At 76.8% G+C, this 20,634-nt stretch carries 1 pseudogene; it reads right to left on the reverse strand.

What is annotated here, in order from left to right:
• Positions 1 to 78: 78 nt before the first annotated feature.
• A pseudogene (locus Ae505Ps2_RS24500) lies at positions 79 to 20,632 on the reverse strand (type I polyketide synthase).
• Positions 20,633 to 20,634 lie beyond the last annotated feature (2 nt).

The following is a 20,634-nucleotide window of genomic DNA, read 5'->3' on the forward strand; positions in this document are numbered from 1 at the left end:
GGACGCTCTCCCGGCGCGACGCTAGGTCCGCGGCGCCCCGGAATCGCCTAGTACGGGGCGCCGCGCGACCCGGATCGCTCACCCGTCGCCGAGCTCCTGGTCGAGCAGGGCGAACATCTCGTCGTCGGTGGCGTCGGCGAGGTCGACCGAGCCCGCGCTCGCGCCGTCGCGGGCGTGGCGCACATCGGCCCAGCGGTCGCGCAGCGCGTCGAGCCGGCCGGTGACGGTGCGGTGCAGCCGGTCGTCGGCCTCGATCCCGGCCAGGGCCCGTTCGAGCCGGTCGAGCTCGTCGAGCAGGGTCTCGGCCGCCGACGGCGGGTCGAGGTCCAGCTGGTCGAGGACGTGCGCGGCGAGCTCGGCGGGGGTCGGGAAGTCGAACACCAGCGTCGCGGCGAGCCGCAGTCCGGTCTCGGCGGAGAGCCGGTTGCGCAGCTCGACCGCGGTGAGCGAGTCGAACCCGAGGTCGGTGAACGCCCGGTCCGGTCCGATCGCGGACGCGTCGCCGTGGCCGAGCACCTCGGCGGCCCGCTCCCCGATCAGCGTCTCCACGATGCGGGTGCGGGTGCCGGCGTCGGCCGCGGTGAGCCGGGCCAGCAGCTCGGCGGCCCGGGCCGGGTCGGGGGCGCCGCCGGCGTCGCTGCGGGGCCGGACCAGCCCCCGCAGCAGCGGTGGCACCTCGCCGCGGGCGGCGACCGCGGCGGTGTCGAGCTGCAGCGGCAGCACGACGGCGGACCCGGCCGCGGCGCCGGCGTCGAGCAGGGCGAGGCCCTGCTCGACCGGCAGCGGCGGCAGTCCCGCGCGGGCGAGCCGCTCGGCGGCGACGTCGTCGAGCATGCCGGGCCCCCGCCAGGTTCCCCAGGCCAGCGAGACGGCGGGGAGGCCCGCGGCACGACGGCCCGCGGCGAGCGCGTCGAGGAACGCGTTGCCCGCGGCGTAGTTGCCCTGTCCGGGGTTGCCGAAGGTGCCGACGGCCGAGGAGAACAGCACGAAGGTGTCGACGCCGGTCGCCAGCTCGTGCAGGTTCCAGGCGGCGTCGACCTTGGGCCGCAGGACGTCCCGCACCCGCTCGGGGGTGAGCCCGGCGAGCGTCGCGTCGTCCAGGACGCCCGCGGCGTGCACGACGGCGGTGACCGGGTGCTCGTCGAGGACGCGGGCCAGCGCGGCGCGGTCGGCCGCGTCGCAGGCGAGCAGCGTGGCCCCGGTGCCGAGCGCACGGACCTCGTCCAGCAGTTCGGCGGCGCCGGCGGCGTCGGGTCCGCGCCGGCTGAGCAGCACCAGCGTCCGCGCCCCGCGCTCGGCCAGGTGCCGGGCGACGGCACGGCCGAGGCCGCCGGTCGCGCCGGTGAGCAGGACGTCGGCGTCCCGCCACGGGTCGGTGCCCGTGGGCAGCTCGGTGCGGACGAGACGGGGCACGCGGACCTGCCCGTCGCGGACCCGGGTCTCCGGTTCGCCGACCGTGAGTGCGCGGGCCTCCGTGTCTCCGGGTGCCGTGTCCGGGTCGAGGTCGAGCAGGCCGATCCGGCCCGGGTGCTCCGACGCCGCGGAGCGGACCAGGCCGCGCACGGCGGCCACGGCCGGGTCGTCGCCCCGGGTGACGACGACGAGGCGTCCGTCGCCGTCGTGTGCGGCCCACTCCTGGAGCAACGCCAGCGCGCGCCGGGTGAGTGCGTGCGCTCGTGTGGCCTCGGTGCCCTCGGGGCCGGCGTCGAGTGCGACGAGGACGGTGCCGCCGCCGGTGGTGGTGAGCGCGGCCGGGTCGGTGTCGTGGATGTCCACCCAGGACAGTCCGGCGAGCGCGAACGGGTCAGGCCCGACCAGGGTGACGGGGCCCGTGGTGCCGGTCCCGCCGCCGGGGGCCTCGACGTGCTCGACGAGGTAGGCCGTCGGTGCGCCGCCCAGCCGGGAGGGGTCCAGCGGGCGCACGGTGAGCCGGTCGACGGTGACCACGGGCGCGCCGGTGGCGTCGGTGACCAGCACCGACATGGCGTCGCCGGTGGGGCGCAGCCGGGCCAGCGCCGCACCGGTCCCGGAGCGGTGCACGGTGACCCCGCTCCAGGCGAAGGGCAGACCGCCCGCTCCACCGGATCCGTCGCCGGAGAGCATCCAGGCGTGGAGGACGGCGTCGAGCAACGCCGGGTGCACGCCGTAGGCGGCGTCCCGGACGTCCTCGGGGAGCCGGACCTCGGCGTAGACGTCGTCGCCGTCGCGCCAGGCGGAGGTCAGCGCCCGGAAGGCGGGGCCGTAGGCGAAGCCGCGGTCGGCGAGGACGTCGTAGCCGCCGTCGAGCGGGACCGGGACGGCACCGACCGGGGCGTTCGCGGTGTCGCCCGGCGTCCCGCCGGTGCCCGCCGGGGCCAGCAGGCCCTCGGCGTGCAGCGTCCAGGGGTCGTCGCCGCCCGGGCGGGAGTGGACGGCGACGGTGCGCCGGCCGTCCGCGCCGGGCTCGGCGACGGTGACCTGCAGCCGGATCCCGCCGTCGGGGACGACCAGCGGGGCGGCCAGGGTCAGCTCGTCGATGTGCGGGCAGCCGAGCCGGTCCCCGGCGCGGGCCGCGAGCTCGACGAACGCGGTGCCGGGCAGCAGGGTCGCGCCGGCGACGACGTGGTCGGCGATCCAGGGGTGGGTGCCCGCGGAGAGCCGGCTGGTGAACACGACCGCGTCGGACCCGGCCAGGTCGACGGCCGCGCCGAGCAGCGGGTGCCCGGCGGTGCTCAGCCCGAGCCCGTCGGCGTCGCGGGGCAGGGCCGACGGCGACGGCCAGTACCGGCGGTGCTCGAAGGCGTAGGAGGGCAGTGCGGTGCGTCGCCCGCCGGGGGCGGTCGCGGCCCAGTCGACGGTGCCGCCCGCGGTCCAGAGCCGGGCGAGCGCGGTGAGCGCAGTGGCGTCCCCGGCCCGGCCGTCGCGCAGCAGCGGTGCGGCGGCCGCGTCCGGTACGAGGTCGGCGAGCATCGCGGTGAGGACTCCGCCGGGTCCCGCCTCCAGGAAGCGGGTCACCCCGGCCTCGGTCAGCGCGGTGACCCGGTCGGCGAACCGGACCGTGTCCTGGACGTGCGCGACCCAGTACTCCGGGTCGGTGACCTTGGCGGTCGCCTCGCCGCCGACCTCGATCGGCAGCTCCGGCTCGTCGAAGGTCAGCGATCCGACGACGGCGCGGAAGTCCTCCGCCATCGGCTCCATCAACACCGAATGGAACGCGTGCGAGGTGTTCAACCGCTTGTGACGGAACCCCTCCACCACCGCCAGAACCTCGGCCTCCACACCCGACAGCACCACCGACGACGGACCGTTCACCGCCGCCAACGACACCCCACCGGTCAGCAGCGGGACGACCTCCGCTTCGGAGGCCTGCACCGCCACCATCACCCCACCCGACGGCAGCGCCTGCATCAACCGCGCCCGCGCCGCCACCAACACCGCAGCATCAGGCAGGGACAACACACCCGCCACATGCGCAGCGGCGATCTCCCCCACCGAATGCCCCGCGAGCCGATCCGGACGGACCCCCCACGACTCCAACAACCGGAACTGCGCCACCTGCAGGGCGAACAACGCAGGCTGGGCGACACCGGTCGCATCCAGGGCAGCGGGGTCGTCGGAGAACACGACCGCACCCAGATCCGTCAGCGCCGGGTCCGCATCGGCCAGCTCAGCCAGCACCGCATCGAACGCCTCCGCGAACACCGGGAACGCCTCGTACAGACCACGACCCGCACCCGGACGCTGCGAACCCTGACCCGAGAACACCACCGCGGTGCCACCCGGCACGACAGCGCCCCGCGCAACCTCCGACGGCCCCGTCCCGTCGTGCAGCAACACCGCACGGTGATCGAACACCGCACGCGTGGTGGCCAGGGAGAACGCCACATCCACCGGACGCGGGTCGTCCAGCGCCGACATCCGGGCGGCCTGCCCGTCCAGAGCACCGGAGGTACGGGCCGACAGCGGCCACGCGACGACACCCGCCGGCTCGACAGCCGGCTCAGGGGTGTCGGCGGGGGCGGCCTGCTCCAGGATCACGTGGGCGTTGGTGCCGCTGATCCCGAACGAGGACACCGCAGCCCGGCGGGCCCGGCCGGTCTCCGGCCAGGCGGTCGGCTCGGCGACCAGCTCGACCGCGCCCGCGGACCAGTCCACGTGCGACGACGGGGTGCCCGCGTGCAGGGTGGCCGGCACGGTCCCCCGCCGCATCGCCTCCACCATCTTGATCACCCCGGCCACACCCGCGGCGGCCTGGGTGTGCCCGATGTTCGACTTCACCGACCCCAACAGCAACGGGACCTCACGGTCCCGCCCGTAGGTCGCCAGCAACGCCTGCGCCTCGATCGGGTCACCCAGCGCGGTACCGGTGCCGTGGCCCTCGACCACGTCGACGTCGCCGGTGCTCAGCCCCGCTGCGGCGAGCGCGGCGCGGATCACCCGCTGCTGCGACGGGCCGTTCGGAGCGGTCAACCCGTTCGACGCACCGTCCTGGTTCACCGCCGACCCGCGCAGCACCGCCAGGACCTCGTGCCCGTGGCGGCGGGCGTCCGACAGCCGCTCCAACACGACCAGACCGACACCCTCACCCCACCCGACACCGTCGGCGTCGTCGGAGAACGCCTTGCACCGGCCGTCGACGGACAGGCCCCGCTGACGTGAGAACCCGATCAGCGCACCAGGGGCGGACATGACGGTCACCCCGCCGGCGACGGCGAGATCGGACTCCCCCGCACGCAGCGCCTGCGCCGCCAGGTGCAGGGCGACCAGCGACGACGAGCAGGCGGTGTCGACGGTGACCGCGGGCCCCTCGAAACCGAAGGTGTAGGACACCCGGCCGGACGCGACGCTGCCGGAGCTGCCGGTGACCTGGGTCCCGGCGTCGGAGCCGTCGAGCAGGGTGGCGTAGTCGTTGTACATGACGCCGGTGAACACCCCGGTCCGCGAACCGCGCAACGCAGCCGGGTCGATCCCGGCGTTCTCGACGGCCTCCCAGGTGGTCTCCAGCAGCAGGCGGTGCTGCACGTCGGTGCCGACCGCCTCGCGCGGGCTCATCCCGAAGAACGCGGGGTCGAAGTCCCCGGCGTCGTGCAGGAAGCCGCCGTGGCGGGTGTAGGCCGTGCCGGGGTGGTCCGGGTCCGGGTGGTAGAGCGCGGCGAGGTCCCAGCCACGGTCGGTCGGGAACCCGGAGATCGCGTCGGTGCCGCTGTCGACGAGCCGCCACAGGTCCTCGGGCGAGGCGACCCCGCCGGGGAACCGGCAGGCGGTGCCGACCACGACGACCGGGTCGTCGCCGGTCGCCAGGGTGGCCCGGGTACGGGGGCCGGGCACCGCGTCGGTGGTGCCGGACAGCTCGGCGTCGAGGTGGCGGGCCAGCGCGGTGGCGTTCGGGTGGTCGAACACCAGTGTCGCGGGAAGGTCCAGACCGGTGACGGTCTGCAGGTGGTTCCGCAGCTCGATCGCGGCGAGCGAGTCGAACCCGAGGTCGTTGAACGACCGGTCCGGGTCGACGGCCTCGGCATGGGCATGGCCGAGGGCCGACGCGACACGCTCCCGCACCAGGGTCAGCAGCGCGGCGGCGCGGGCGTCGGCGTCGAGGCCGGCGAGGCTCCCGGTCAGCGCCGCGGCGCCGGTGTCGGCGGTGCGGCGGCGGGTCGTGCCCGCGGTGTCGCGCAGCAGGGCGGGCACGGTGTCGGTGCGGGCCCGGACGGCCCGCCGGTCCACGATCATCGGTGCGACGACGGGGACGTCGGCGGCGAGCGCCGCGGAGAACAGCAGCTCGCCGTCCTCCTTCCCGACCGGCGGGACGCCGTGGGCGACCATCCGCGCCCGGTCGGCGTCGGACAGCCAGGCGCCGAGTCCGGCGCCGACGTCCCACAGGGAGAACGCGGTGGCGGTGGCCGGGAGTCCCGCGGCGTGCCGGTGCGCGGCGAGGGCGTCGAGGAACACGTTCGCGGCGGCGTACCCGCCCTGCCCGGCGGCGAGCACCTGCCCACCCGCCGAGGAGACCAGGACGAACGCGGCCAGGTCGGCACCCGCGGTGAGCTCGTGCAGGTACCAGGCGGCGTCGGCCTTCGCCGCGAGGAGCCCGTCGAGGCGCTCCGGGGTCATGGTGGTGACCAGGCCGTTGTCGCCGACACCGGCGGCGTGCACGACCCCGGTGAGCGGGGTGTCCAGACCGTCGAGGAGGGCGGCGAGGGCCGCGCGGTCGGCGACGTCGCAGGCCACGACGTCGGCGGTGGCGCCCAGCGCGGCGAGCTCGGCGACGAGCTCGGCGGCGCCGGGGGCTGCCGGGCCGCGACGACCGGCCAGCACGAGCCGGCGCACGCCGTGCGTGGTGACCAGCCGGCGGGCCATGACGGCGCCGAGCCCGCCGGTGCCGCCGGTGACCAGGACGGTGCCGTCCGGGTCGAACGCCGGGCCGGCCGCGTCCGGGTCGACGGTGACCGGCCGCAGCCGCGGCACCAGCAGGGTCCCGTCGCGCAGCGCCAGCTCGGGCTCGTCGAGCGCGACGGCACCGGCGACGGTGGCGTCGTCGGGGTCAGGGGCGTCGGGGTCGGCGTCGAGCAGCACGAACCGGCCGGGGTTCTCGGCCTGGGCGGCGCGCAGCAGGCCCCAGACCGGGGCGGTCACGACATCGGTGTCGTCCCCGCCCCCGGGACCGGCGGGGACGGCGCCGCGGGTGCGCACGACCAGGGTGGATCCCGAGCAGCGCTCGTCGGTCAGCCAGGCACCAACGGTGTCGAGCACCGCGGCCAGGGTCGCGCGGACCGCGGCCGGGACGTCGACGTCGGCGGGTGCGGCCGGGACGGACAGCACGACCACCGGGGGAACCGGCTCCGTGGGGACGCCGCCCGCCTCCCAGGTCGCGACGGACCCGCCGGCGGCGGGGGCGCCGGCGACCGGCGCGAGGGGCTGCCACACGACGGCGTGCAGGCCACCGCGCGGCGCGGCGAGGGCGGCCGGGTCGACCGGGCGGCCGGTCATCGTCGCGACGTCGAGCACCGGGCGCCCGGCGGCGTCGGTGATCTCCAGCGTGAACGCGGTCGCGGAGGTGCGGACGAGGCGGACCCGCACCCGGGTCGCGCCGACCGCGTGCAGCGCCACTCCCGACCAGGAGAACGGGATGACGGCCTGCTCGCCCTCCCCGGCGAGGATCGCCACGTGCATGGCGGCGTCGAGCAGCGCCGGGTGGATCCCGTACCCGGTGCCCCCGGGCCCGGGGTCCCCGCCGGGCAGCTCGACCTCGGCGAACAGCTCGTCGCCGCGCTGCCAGGCCGCGGTGAGGCCGCGCAGCAGCGGCCCGTAGTCGAACCCGCGGGTGGCGAGTCGGTCGTAGTCGACGGGCAGCGCGACGGCGTCGGCGGGCGGCCACTCGGTGGTGCCTGCCGTCGGCGACGGGGTGCATCCCGGCGTCGCGCCGGTGCCCAGCAGTCCGGTGGCGTGCCGGACCCAGGGCTCGCCCGGCTCGTCGGCGCGGGAGTGGACGGTCACCGGGCGGCGACCGCGCTCGTCGGCGGTGCCGACGGTGACCTGCAGGATCCGGGCGGTGTCGTCGGGCAGGGGCAGCGGGGCGTCGAGGGTCAGCTCGTGCAGCACACCGGAGCCGGTCTCGTCGCCGGCCCGCAGGACGAGCTCGACCAGGGCGCTGCCGGGCACCAGCACCGACCCCAGCACGGTGTGGTCGGCGACCCACGGGTGCGACGCGGTCGAGATCCGGCCGGTCAGGGTGGTGCCGCCGCCGTCGGCGGCGGGGACGACCGCGGCGAGGACCGGGTGGTCGGCGTCGGTCAGTCCGGCGCTGTCCAGGCCCGCCCCGGTGGTGCCGGCGGGCAGCCAAAACCGCTGGTGCCGGAACGCGTAGGTGGGCAGCGTGGTGCGCCGGGCCCCGGTGCCCTCGAAGAGGGCGGCGAGGTCGACGGGGATCCCTCGGGCGTGCAGCCGGAACGCGGCCGCGACGACGGAGTCCTCCTCGTCGCGGCCGGCGCGCAGCGCGGCGACGGCGGGGACGCCCGTCGGCAGGGTGGCGGCCGCGGCACCGGTCAGCGTGGCGTCCGGGCCGACCTCGAGCACGGCCGCGGCGCCGTGCGCGGCGAGCGCGCCGACGGCGTCGGCGAACCGGACGGGGCGGCGGACCTGCTCGACCCAGTAGTCGGGGGTGGTGACCTGCCCGGCGGTCACGAGCCGCCCGGTGACGTCGGAGACCAGCGGCAGCGCCGGCTCGTGGAGGGTGAGCCGGTCGACCACGGCGCGCAGGTCGTCGAGCATCGGTTCCATCGCCGCGGAGTGGAAGGCGTGCGACACGGAGAGCTGCCGGTGCCGCAGGTCGGCCACCGCGGGGAGCACGCTCGCGGCGGGCCCGGACAGCACGACGGCGTCCGGGGCGTTGACCGCGGCGAGCTCCACACCGTCGCCGAGGCGGTCGGCGACGGCGGCCTCACCGGCACGCACCGACACCATCACCCCGCCGGCGGGGAGGGCGGCCATCAGCCGGGCCCGCGCGACGACGAACGCGGCGGCGTCGGGCAGGTCGAACACGCCGGCGAGGTGGGCGGCGGTGATCCCGCCGAGGGAGTGCCCGGCGAGCACACCGGGGGTGACGCCCCACGACTCCAGCAGCCGGTACAGCGCGACCTCGACGGCGAACAGCGCGGGCTGAGCCAGCGCGGTGTCGTCCAGTGCCGCCGCGTCGTCGCCCCACAGCACCTCGGTGAGCGGGCGGTCGAGGTGGCGGTCCAGCGCGGCGGCGACCTCGTCGAACGCGGCCGCGAACGCCGGGAAGCGGCGGTGCAGGGTGCGTCCGGCACCGAGGCGCTGGGCGCCCTGGCCGGAGAACACCATGGCCGGCGGACCGGCGGTGGCGGTCTCGAGGACGGTGCCCGGGGTGGGTGTGCCGTCGGCCAGGCCGCGCAGCGCGGCGACCGGGTCCGCGGGGTCGAGGACCGCGCGGTGGGTCAGCGCCGCGCGAGTGGTGGCCAGCGAGAACGCGATGTCGACCGGCTCGATCCGGGTGTCGGTGCTGTCGGTGCTGTCGGCGGTGGTGGCGCCGTCGACGTGGGCGAGCAGCCGGGCGGCCTGAGCGCGCAGCGCGTCCGGGTCGGCGGCGGACAGGGTCCAGGGCCGGGTGCCGGTGCGCTGCTGCGGAGCGGGCGCGCCGGAGTCCGGGGTCGTGGGTTCGGGCTCGTGTTCGAGGATGACGTGCGCGTTGGTGCCCGACAGCCCGAACGACGACACCGCCGACCGGCGGGCCCGGCCGGTGTCCGGCCACGGCGTCGCCGCGGTGACCAGCTCGACCGCGCCGGAGGACCAGTCCACGTGCGAGGACGGGGTGCCGGCGTGCAGCGTCGCGGGCACGGTGCCCCGACGCATCGCCTCGATCATCTTGATCATCCCGGCGACGCCGGCTGCGGCCTGGGTGTGGCCGATGTTGGACTTGACGGTGCCGAGCAGCACCGGGGTCTCACGGTCCTGGCCGTAGGTGGCGAGCAGGGCCTGGGCCTCGATCGGGTCGCCGAGGGTGGTGCCGGTGCCGTGGGCCTCGACGACGTCGACGTCGCCGCTGGTCAGGCCGGCGGAGGCGAGTGCGGTGCGGATCAGCCGCTGCTGGGAGGGCCCGTTGGGAGCGGTGAACCCGTTGGAGGCGCCGTCGGAGTTGACCGCGGTGGCCCGGACGACGGCGAGCACGGGGTGGCCGTTGCGGCGGGCGTCGGAGAGCCGCTCGACGAGCAGCACCCCGGCTCCCTCGCCCCAGGCGACGCCGTCGGCGTCGTCGGAGAACGCCTTGCACCGCCCGTCGGCGGACAGCCCGCGCTGGCGGGAGAAGTCCACGAACATACCCGGGGTCGCCATCACCGTGGCGCCGCCGGCCACGGCCAGGTCGCACTCACCGGAGCGCAGCGCCGTCACGGCCAGGTGCAGCGCGACCAGCGAGGAGGAGCAGGCGGTGTCGACGGTGACGGCCGGGCCCTCCCACCCGTGGGTGTAGGCGATCCGTCCGGAGACGACCGAGCCACCGGAGGTTCCCGACGCGGACACGCCGAGTGCGTAGTCGTGGTACATGACGCCGGTGAACACGCCGGTGCGCGAGCCGCGCAGCGACGCGGGCGGGATGCCGGCGGCCTCCAGCGCCTCCCACGAGGTCTCCATCAGCAGCCGCTGCTGCGGGTCGGAGTAGAGCGCCTCGCGCGGGGAGATGCCGAAGAAGTCGGCGTCGAAGTCGGCGGCGTCGTGCAGGAAGCTGCCGCGGCGGGTGTAGCTGCGGCCCTCGACGCCCGGCTCGGGGTCGTACAGGCCGGGGTCCCAGCCGCGGTCGGCGGGCCAGTCGCCGACGGTCTCGGCCCCGGCGGCGACGAGGTCCCACAGACCGGCGGGTGAGGTGACCCCGCCCGGGTAGCGGCAGGACATGCCGATGACGGCGATCGGCTCGTCGTCGGTCGTGGTGCGCGCGGGGCGGTCCCGGCGGGTGCCAGCCGCGGCGGTGCCGAGGTCCGCGCCGCCGAGGTCGGCGGCGAGGTCGGTGAGCAGCGCGGTCGCGACGGCGGTGGCGTCCGGGTGGTCGAAGGCGAGCGTGGCGGGCAGGGAGAGCCCGGTCGCGGCCTCGAGCCGGTTGCGCAGCTCGATCGCGGCGAGCGAGTCGAAGCCGAGCTCGGAGAAGGCGCGGGTCGGTTCGACGGCGTCCGGGCCGGGATGCCCGAGGACGCCGGCGACCTCGGTGCGCACGAGCTGCAGGACGGTGTGCTGCCGTTCGGCGGCCCCCGTCCCGGCGAGCCGGGCGGTGAGCTCCCCGCGGGCGTCGGCGGTGCCGCTGCGGGTGGCGGCGGTGCGACGGCCCGGGGCGAGATCGCGCAGCAGCGCCGGGACGCCGTCGGTGCGGGCACGCAGCGCGGCACGGTCGACGGTCATGGCCAGGGCCAGCGACCGGGGTGTGTCGAGTGCGGCGGAGAACAGGGCCAGTCCCTCGTCGGCGCCGACGGCGGGCAGTCCCTGGGTGGCGAGCCGGGTCCGGTCGGCGTCGCCGAGCCGCGCGCCGAGGCCGGCGCCGACGTCCCAGAGCGAGAACGCGACGGCGGTCGCCGGTCTGCCGCAGGCGAGGCGGTGTGCGGCGAGGCCGTCGAGGAAGGTGTTCGCGGCGGCGTAGCCGGCCTGCCCGGCGGCGAGCACCGAGCCGCCCGCCGAGGACAGCAGCACGAACGCGGCCAGGTCGGCGTCGGCGGTGAGCTCGTGCAGGTGCCAGGCCGCGTCGGCCTTCGGGGCGAGGACGGCGTCGAGGCGGTCGGGCCCCAGGTCGGCGAGCAGGCCGGCGTCGCCGGTGCCCGCGGCGTGCACGACGGCGGTCAGCGGCCGGTCGAGCCCGTCCAGCAGGGCCGCGAGCGCGGCCCGGTCACCGGCGTCGCAGGCCACCACCCGGACCTGCGCACCCAGGGCGGTGAGCTCCTCGGCGAGCTCGCGGGCGCCGGGGGCGTCCGGTCCGCGTCGGCCGGTGAGCAGCAGGTGCCGCGCGCCGCGGTCGGTGACCAGATGCCGGGCGACGACCGCGCCCAGGCCGCCGGTGCCGCCGGTGACGAGCACGGTGGCGTCGGGGTCGAGTGCCGGGGCGCTCTCGCCGTCGGGGGCGGGCAGCGCGGTCACCCGGGGCACGAGGACGGCGCCGTCGCGGACGGCGGCCTCGGGCTCGCCGGACGCGGCGACCGCGGCGGCCGCGGCGGCCTCGGCGGCCTCGGCCTCGGTCGGCGTGGACGTCGCGACGGCCGGGTCGAGGTCGAGGAGCACGACGCGGCCGGGGTGCTCGGCCTGCGCTCCGCGCACCAGGCCCCAGACGGCGGCAGCGACGGGGTCGGTGTCGTGGCCGGACGTGGTCGGGGCGGGCACGCCGCCGCGGGTGGCGACGACGAGCCGGGACGCGGCGAGCCGCGCGTCGGTGGTCCACTGCTGCAGGGCGGCGAGCACGGTCGTGAGCCGCTCGCGCAGGGTGGCGGGGACGTCGGCGCCGTCCGGGGTGGCGGGGACGGTCAGCAGCACGACCGGCGGGACCTCATGGTCGGCGGCCCCGCCGGCAGCACTGTCGTGCCCGACCGCCGTCTCCCAGGTGCCGGTAGTGTCGGTGGAGGGAGTGAGCGTCGCGCGGCGCCAGTCGACGCCGTACAGCGGAGCGACCGGGGCGGTGAACCGCTGCGCTGCGGCGGGGCGGGATGTGACGGTGCCGACGGTGAGGACGGGGCGTCCCGCGGTGTCGGCGAGGTCGAGGCGGCGCCCGGCGCCGGAGCGCACGAGCCGCACGCGGGCCGCGGACGCGCCGGTGGCGTGCAGGGTGACGTCGCCCCAGGCGAACGGGATCTCCACCTCGTCCGCGCCGGAGCGGGCGCCGCGCAGGAGCGCGGCGTGCATGGCGGCGTCGAGCAGGGCCGGGTGCACGCCGAACCCCGCGGGCGGGGCCGGGGTGGTGATCTCGGCGAGGACGTCGTAGGCGTCGTCGACCGGGATCGGGGTGGCCCCGGCGGGCGGCCAGGCGCTCAGGTCGGCCGGGACGGTGGTGCCTGCGGCGGTGAGGACGCCGTCGGCGTGCCGGGTCCACGGCGCGTCGGTGCCGTCGGGGCGGGAGTGGATCCCCAGGGGGCGGGTGCCGTCGGCGCGGGCCGGGGCGACGGCGAGCTGCAGGACCAGCGCGCCGCGCTCGGGCAGGACCAGCGGGGCGAGCAGGGTGAGCTCGGCCAGCGCCGGGAGGTCGAGCTCGGTCCCGGCGTGCAGTGCGAGGTCGACCAGCGCGGACCCGGGCAGCACGGTGGCGCCGTGCACGGTGTGCTCGGCCAGCCACGGGTGGGTGGCGGTGGAGATGCGTCCGGTGAGGACGGCGGTGCCGTCCTCGGCGACGGGCACGACGGCGCCGAGCAGCGGGTGTCCGGTGGCGCGCAGGCCTGCGGCGGCCACGTCGGCGCCGCCGGTGGCGGCGGGCCAGAACGTCTGCCGGGCGAACGGGTGGGTGGGCAGGCGGACGGGGCGGGCGCCGGCGGGGCGCAGCAGGGCGGCCCAGTCGACGTCGGTGCCGCGGACGTCGAGCCGGGCCAGCGCGGTGAGCAGGGTGTGGGTCTCGTCCCGTCCGGCCCGCAGCACGGGGACCGCGTCGAAGCCCTCGGGCAGCATCCCGGACAGGGTCGCGTCCGGTCCGAGCTCGAGAACCCGGGTGACGCCGCGGGCGGTGAGGGTCTCGGCCATGTCGGCGAACCGGACGGTGTCGCGGACGTGGGCGACCCAGTAGCCGGGGTCGGTGACGTGGCCGGGGTCGGCGATCCGGCCGGTCCGGTTGGACAGCAGCGGCAGCAGCGGCTCCGCCGGGTCCAGGTCGGCGGCGACGGCGGCGAACCGGTCGAGCATCGGCTCCATCAGCGGCGAGTGGAAGGCGTGCGACACGGCGAGCCGCCGGTGCCGGAATCCCGCGGCGACGGCGAGCGCCTCGTCCTCGTCGCCGGACACCACGACCGAGTCGGGGCCGTTGACCGCCGCGATCGCGACGCCGGGGGTGAGCAGCGGGCGGATCTCGTCCTCGCTCGCGCGGACGGCGAGCATGGCCCCGCCGGTGGGCAGGGCCTGCATGAGCCGGGCGCGGGCGCCGACCAGGGCGCAGGCGTCGGCGAGGGACAGCACGCCGGCGACGTGGGCGGCGGCGATCTCACCGACGGAGTGACCGCCGACGACGTCGGGGGTGACGCCGAGGCTCTCGACGAGCCGGTGCAGGGCGATGCCGAGTGCGAACAGCGCCGGCTGTGCGGCGCCGGTGGCGTCGAGAGCGGCGGCGTCGTCGCCGTGCAGGGCCTCGGCGACCGGCCGGTCCAGGTGCGGGTCGAGCTCGGCGTCGACGGCGTCGAACGCCGCGGCGAAGACCGGGTGCCGTGCGTACAGCTCGCGGCCGGCGCCGAGGCGCTGGGCGCCCTGCCCGGGGAACAGCATCGCGAGCGGCCCGGGGCTCGCGATCCCCCGGGCGACCTCGACCGGCTCGCCGCCGGCGGTGTGCAGCAGCACGGCGCGGTGCGGCAGCCGGGCGCGGCGGGTGGCGAGGGTCCAGGCGGTGTCGAGCGGGTCGGTGCCCGCGCTGGTGAGCCGGGCGATCTGCCGGTCCAGGGCGTCGGCGGAGCGGGCCGAGACGGTCCAGGGCAGCACGGCGGGGACCGTGCGCTCCCCCGGCCCGCTGTCGGCGGTGGCCGGGGCCTGTTCGAGGACGACGTGGGCGTTGGTGCCGCTGATCCCGAACGAGGACACCGCGGCACGGCGGGCGCGGCCGGTGTCCGGCCAGGCCCGCGGGGTGGTGGCGAGCTCGACGGCGCCCGCGGTCCAGTCGACGTGCCGCGACGGGGTGCCGGCGTGCAGGGTCGGCGGGACCGTGCCGTGCCGCAGCGCCTCCACCATCTTGATCACTCCGGCGACACCGGCCGCGGCCTGGGTGTGCCCCAGGTTCGACTTCACCGACCCGAGCAGCAGCGGGGTGTCGCGGTCCTGCCCGTAGGTGGCCAGCAGCGCCTGCGCCTCGATCGGGTCGCCCAGTGCGGTGCCGGTGCCGTGGGCCTCGACGACGTCGACGTCGCCGGTGGTCAGCCCGGCGGCGGCGAGCGCGGCGCGGATCACCCGCTGCTGCGACGGGCCGTTCGGAGCGGTCAACCCGTTCGACGCACCGTCCTGGTTGACCGCGGACCCGCGCAGCACCGCCAGGATCTCGTGCCCGTGGCGGCGGGCGTCCGACAACCGCTCCAGGACGACGAGGCCGACGCCCTCGCCCCAGGCGACGCCGTCGGCGTCGTCGGAGAAGGCCTTGCAGCGCCCGTCGGAGGAGAGCCCGCCCTGGACGGCGAACTCGGTGAAGGTCCCCGGCGAGGACATGACGGTGACGCCGCCGGCGAGGGCGACGTCGCACTCGCCGGTCCGCAGGGCCTGCGCCGCGAGGTGCAGGGCGACCAGCGACGACGAGCAGGCGGTGTCGACGGTGACGGCCGGCCCCTCGAACCCGAAGGTGTAGGACACCCGGCCCGAGGCGACGCTGGGTGAGCTGCCGGTGCCGCGCTGGCCCTCGAACCCGTCGGCGGCGAGGAGCTGGGCGTAGTCGGCGTACATGACGCCGGTGAACACGCCGGTGGCGCTGCCGTGCAGCGCGGTCGGGTCCATGCCGGCGCGTTCGAGCGCCTCCCAGGTGGTCTGCAGGAGCAGCCGCTGCTGGGGGTCGGTGGCCAGCGCCTCGCGCGGGCTCATCCCGAAGAAGGCGGGGTCGAACTGGGCGGCGGTGTGCAGGAAGCCGCCCTGGCGGCAGTAGCCGTCGTCGGCCGTGGTGTCGGGCCAGCCGCGGTCGGTGGGGAACCCGGTGACGGCGTCGGTGCCGTCGACGACGAGGCGCCACAGGTCCTCGGGGGTGTCGACGTCGCCGGGGAACCGGCAGGCGGTGCCGACGACGACGATCGGGTCGTCGTCGGTCGCGGCGGCGGCGCGGGTGGCCGGGGCCGCGGTGGCGGCGCCGCCGAGGCGGGAGTGGAGCAGCTCGGCGACGGCGTCGGCGGTGGGGTGGTCGAAGACCAGGGTGCTGGGCAGGGTGAGGCCGGTGGCCTCGGCGAGCCGGTTGCGGAGCTCGACGGCGGTGAGCGAGTCGAAGCCCTGCTCCTGGAAGGGGCGGCGGGGTTCGACGGCGTCCGGGTCGGTGTGCCCGAGGACGTCGGCGACGGCGCCGCGGACGAGGGTGCGCAGGGCGGGCAGGTCGGTGCCGGTCCGCTGCGCGCCACGGCGGCCGGGGCGGCGGGTGCCGGTGCGGGGGCCGGTCAGCGCGGTGAGGAGCGGGTGCACCCGGGTGCGGGCCCGCAGGGCGGGCAGGTCCAGGCGCATCGGGAGCAGCACGGGGGTGGTGTCGGCGGGGGCGGTGTCGAGGGCGGTGTCGAACAGGGCGGTGTCGAGGAGGGCGAGGCCGTCGGCGATCGACAGCGGTGGGGTGCCTGCCCGGGTGACGCGGGCGAGGTCGGTGGCGCCGAGGCTGCCGGCGAGCCCGACGGAGGGTTCCCAGGCGCCCCAGGCCAGCGACAGGGCGGGAGCACCGTGGCGGGTGCGGTGGACGGCGAGTGCGTCGAGGAAGGCGTTGCCCGCGGCGTAGGCGGCCTGGCCGGGGTTGCCCAGCGTCCCGGCGGCACTGGAGAACAGCACGAGCCGGGCGGTGGGGAAGGTCTCGTGCAGGGCCCAGGCGCCGTCGACCTTGGGGGCGAGGACGCGGTGGAGCCGGTCGTCGTCGAGGGCGGCGACGGTGGCGTCGTCGAGGACGGCGGCGGCGTGCACGACGGTGTCGACGGTGTGGGTCGCGGCGATGCGGTCGAGCAAGGCGCGGTCGGTGACGTCGCCGGTCTCGACGGTGACCGTGGCGCCGGCGGCGGCGAGGTCGGCGGCGAGGTCGTCCGTTCCGGCGACGGTGCTGCCGCGGCGCGAGAGCAGGACGATGTCGGTGACGTCGTGGGTGGTGGCCAGGTGGCGGGCGACGAGGGCGCCGAGACCGCCGGTGCCGCCGGTGATCAGCACGGATCCGCCGGGGGCGCCGGGTCCGTCGGTGGTGGTGTCGGGTGTCGTGGTGTCGGATGTCGTGGTGTGCCGGGCCACGCGCGGCAGGAGCAGGGTGCCGTCGCGCAGGGCGAGCTGCGGCTCGCCGGTGATGAGGGCGTGGGTGAGGGCGGCCGCGACGGCCGGGGTGGCGATCGTGGCCGGATCGGTGGGCGCCGGGTGGTCGGTGAGGGCCGGGTCGAGGTCGAGCAGCACGATGCGGCCGGGGTGTTCGCTCTGTGCGGAGCGGACGAGTCCCCACACGGCGGCGGCGGCGGCGAGGTCGTGGCCGGTGGTGGCGCCGCGGGTGACGACGGCGAGCCGGGTGTCGGCGGGGGCGTCGTCGCCGGTCCAGGTGCGCAGTGCGGCGAGGACGGTGCGGGTGGCGGTGTGGGCGCGTTCGGCCGGGTCGGTGCCGGTGGCGGTGTCGGTCTGGGTGTCGGTCTCGGTGTCGGTGTCGGTGTCGGTGTCGACGACGAGCACGGCGAGGTCGGCGTCGGTGTCGGTGCTGGACGGGCTGTCGGGGTCGAGGACGGTGATCCGGGCCGGGGTGGTGTCGGTGCCGGTGGTGGGGGTCCAGTCGAGGACGAACACGGCGTCGTCGGCGGGCCGGTCGGCGCCGGGGAGGGTGGCGGGGCGGGTGACGAGTGCGTCGACGTCGGCGACGGGGCGGCCGTCGGTGCCGGTGAGGGTGACGGCGACGGTGTCGCCGTCGGCGCGCAGCCGCACCCGCAGGGTGCCGGTGGCGCGGGTGTGGAGGGTGGCGCCCTGCCAGGTGAAGGGCAGCCCGCCGCGGTCGCCGTCGCCGAACGCCGCGGCGTGCAGTGCGGCGTCGAGCAGGGCGGGGTGCAGGTGGTGGCGGGTGTCGGTGGTGTCGGGGGGCAGGGCGATCTCGGCGAGGACGTCGTCGCCGCGGTGCCAGGCGGCACGCAGGCCGCGGAAGGTGGGGCCGTAGTCGAACCCGTCGGCGGCGAAGCGGTCGTAGGTGCCGTCGAGGTCGACGGGCCGGGCGTCGGCGGGCGGCCAGGGCGCGGTGTCGTGGTCCGGGGTGGGGCCGCCGGGTGCGATGGTGCCGGTGGCGTGCCGGGTCCAGGGGCGGTCGGCGTCGGGGTCCGCGGGCCGGGAGTGGAGGTCGGCGCTGCGTCGGCCGTCGGTGTCGGGGGCCCCGAGGTGCAGCTGGATCTCGACGGCGCCGTGCTCGGGGAGGACCAGCGGTGCGGTGAGGGTGAGGTCGTCGATGCGGTCGCACCCGGTGTCCTGTCCGGCGTGCCAGAGGGCCTCGACGACGGCGGCGCCCGGTACGAGGACGTGCCCGTGGATGCGGTGGTCGGTGAGCCAGGGGTGGGTGTGCCGGGAGAGTCGTCCGGTGTAGACGGTCTCGTCGCCGGGGAGGTCGACAGCGGCGCCGAGCAGCGGATGCCCGACGGCATGCAACCCCGCAGCAGCCAGGTCACGCGACCCACCACCCACAGCAGGCCAGTAACGACGGTGCTCGAAAGCGTAGGTGGGCAACTCGACGACGCGACCACCGGATGCGGTGGCAGTCCAGTCGACCGCGCCACCGGACACCCACACCCGGGCCAGCGCCGTCAGTGCGGCCGTGTCCTCGGGCCGACCGTCACGCAGCACCGGTGCCGCCGTCGCGTCCGGCACCAGCTCGCCGAGCATCGCCGACAACACACCACCCGGCCCCACCTCCACGAACCGGGCCACACCCGCAGCCGACAACCCAGCAACCCGATCGGCGAACCGCACCGTGTCCCGCACATGCGACACCCAGAACTCCGGATCGGAGACCTCCCCCGCCACCTCCACCGGCAGCCCAGGCTCCTCGAAGGACAGCGACCGGACGACAGCCCGGAACTCCTCCAACACCGGCTCCATCAACACCGAGTGGAACGCGTGCGAAGTGTTCAACCGCTTGTGCCGGAACCCCTCCGCCACCGCGACAACCTCGGCCTCCACACCCGACAGCACCACCGACGACGGACCATTCACCGCCGCCAACGACACCCCACCGGTCAGCAGCGGGACGACCTCCGCTTCGGAGGCCTGCACCGCCACCATCACCCCACCCGACGGCAACCCCTGCATCAGACGCGCCCGCGCCGCCACCAGCGCCGCAGCATCCCCGAGGGACAACACACCGGCCACATGCGCAGCCGCGATCTCCCCCACCGAATGCCCCGCCAGCCGATCGACCCGCACCCCCCCACGACTCCAACAGCCGGAACTGCGCCACCTGCAACGCGAACAACGCCGGCTGCGCAACACCCGTCGCATCCAAAGCGGCCGGATCCTCGGAGAACGCCACCGCACCCAGATCCGCCAGGACCGGGTCCGCATCGGCCAGCGCGGACAGCACCGCGTCGAACGCCTCCGCGAACACCGGGAACGCCTCATACAGACCGCGGCCCGCACCGGGACGCTGCGACCCCTGACCGGAGAACACCACCGCCGTCCCACCCGACACCACGATGCCCCGCGCGACCTCCGACGGTCCGGTCCCGTCGTGCACCAACACCGCACGCTGGTCGAACACCGCACGCGTCGTCGCCAGGGAGAACGCCACGTCCACCGGACGCGGGTCGTCCAGCACCGACATCTGCGCGACCTGCCCGTCGAGCGCGGCCACCGTGCGCGCGGACACCGGCCACGCCGCGGTCGCGGGCAGTGCCGGGGCCGGCTCCGGCTCCGGCTCTGCCGCGGTCGCGGGCAGTGCCGGGGCCGGCTCCGGCTCCGGCTCGGCAGCGGGCTCGGGGAGCTCCAGGACGACGTGCGCGTTCGTCCCGGACACCCCGAACGACGACACCGCGGACCGGCGGGCGTGACCGGTCTGGGGCCAGGCGGTCTCCTCCGACACCAGCGTGACGGCGCCCGCCGACCAGTCGACGTGCGACGACGGGGTGTCGGCGTGCAGGGTCGCGGGCACGATCCCCCGCCGCATCGCCTCGATCATCTTGATCACCCCGGCCACGCCGGCGGCGGCCTGGGTGTGCCCGATGTTCGACTTCACCGACCCCAGCAGCAGCGGGGTCTCGCGGCCGGGGGCGCCGTAGGTGTCCAGCAGCGCCTGGGCCTCGATCGGGTCGCCCAGCGCGGTGCCGGTGCCGTGCGCCTCGACCACGTCGACCTCGCCCGGGCCCAGCCCGGCCGCGGCCAGCGCGGAGCGGATCACCCGCCGCTGCGACGGGCCGTTCGGCGCGGTCAACCCGTTCGACGCACCGTCCTGGTTCACCGCCGAGCCGCGCACCACGGCCAGCACCTCGTGTCCGAGGCGTCGGGCGTCCGACAGCCGCTCCAGCACGATCATGCCGACGCCCTCGGACCAGGCCACGCCGTCGGCGTCGTCGGAGAACGCCTTGCACCGGCCGTCGGAGGACAGGCCGCCCTGCCGGGCGAACTCGGCGAACGCGTGCGGGGTCGACAGGACCGTGACACCGCCGGCGACGGCGAGATCGCACTCCCCCGCACGCAGCGCCTGCGCGGCCAGGTGCAACGCCACCAGCGACGACGAGCACGCCGTGTCGACGGTGACGGCAGGCCCCTCCAGCCCGAAGGTGTAGGACAACCGGCCGGACAGGACGCTGGCCACCAGACCGGTGTCGGCGTGCCCCTCGTCGTCACCGAGCAACGCGGCGTAGTCCTGCCCGTTCGTGCCGACGAACACCCCGGTGGCGGTGCCGCGCAGCCCGACCGGGTCCAGGCCGGCCCGCTCCCACGCCTCCCAGGTGACCTCCAGCAGCAGCCGCTGCTGCGGGTCCATGCCCAGGGCCTCGCGGGGCGAGATGCCGAACAGGGCCGCGTCGAAACCGGCGACGTCGTCCAGGAAGCCGCCGCGGGTGGAGACCCCGTCGAGCTCCGGCGCGCCCAGGTCCCAGCCCCGGTCGGTGGGGAACGCCGAGGTGGCGTCGGTGCCGGAGGCGACCAGCTCCCACAGCTCCTGCGGGGAGGAGACACCACCGGGGAACCGGCAGCCGGACCCGACGATCGCGAGCGGCTCGGTGCGCTGCGCCTCCAGCTCCGCCACCCGCTCGCGGGTGCGGCGCAGATCCACGGCGACCCGCCGGAGCCGGTCGACGACCTTGTCCTGCTGCTCGTCCTGCACTG

The organism is Pseudonocardia sp. Ae505_Ps2 (assembly GCF_001932425.1).
Taxonomy (GTDB): domain Bacteria; phylum Actinomycetota; class Actinomycetes; order Mycobacteriales; family Pseudonocardiaceae; genus Pseudonocardia.